The sequence below is a fragment of the Frankia sp. Mgl5 genome (assembly GCF_023242985.1).
In the GTDB taxonomy this organism is placed as follows: domain Bacteria; phylum Actinomycetota; class Actinomycetes; order Frankiales; family Frankiaceae; genus Parafrankia; species Parafrankia soli.
The window spans coordinates 1-255 of sequence record NZ_JALKFY010000220.1 but is presented as its reverse complement, the minus strand read 5'-3'; the positions used below and the strand labels follow the sequence as shown (position 1 = coordinate 255).

Annotated in this window: 1 protein-coding gene; it reads right to left on the bottom strand. The window is 51.8% G+C overall.

Going from position 1 to position 255, the window contains the following annotated elements; translation table 11 throughout:
• The coding region (locus MXD62_RS09095; RefSeq protein ID WP_308301219.1) for an arginase family protein at window positions 1-218 on the bottom strand (218 nt) is incomplete at its 3' end.
• Window positions 219-255: the final 37 nt, after the last annotated feature.

The following is a 255-nucleotide window of genomic DNA, read 5'->3' as shown; positions in this document are numbered from 1 at the left end:
ATCTCACTGTGATCGTAAATCGGAGCTACTTCCACGAGGTCACAACCGATCACGTTAGCACCGTTTTTCGCCATAAAGTGAATGGACTCGAGCAGTTCGCGGGATGTGATTCCGCCCGCTTCAGTCGTCCCGGTACCAGGCGCTGCGGAAGGATCGAGCACATCGATATCGATCGTCAGGTAGATTGGACGTCCGAAGTTTCCCCACGGTTTGCTTATTTCACAAACCCGAGAATTAACTCGCGAAGCATTTTGG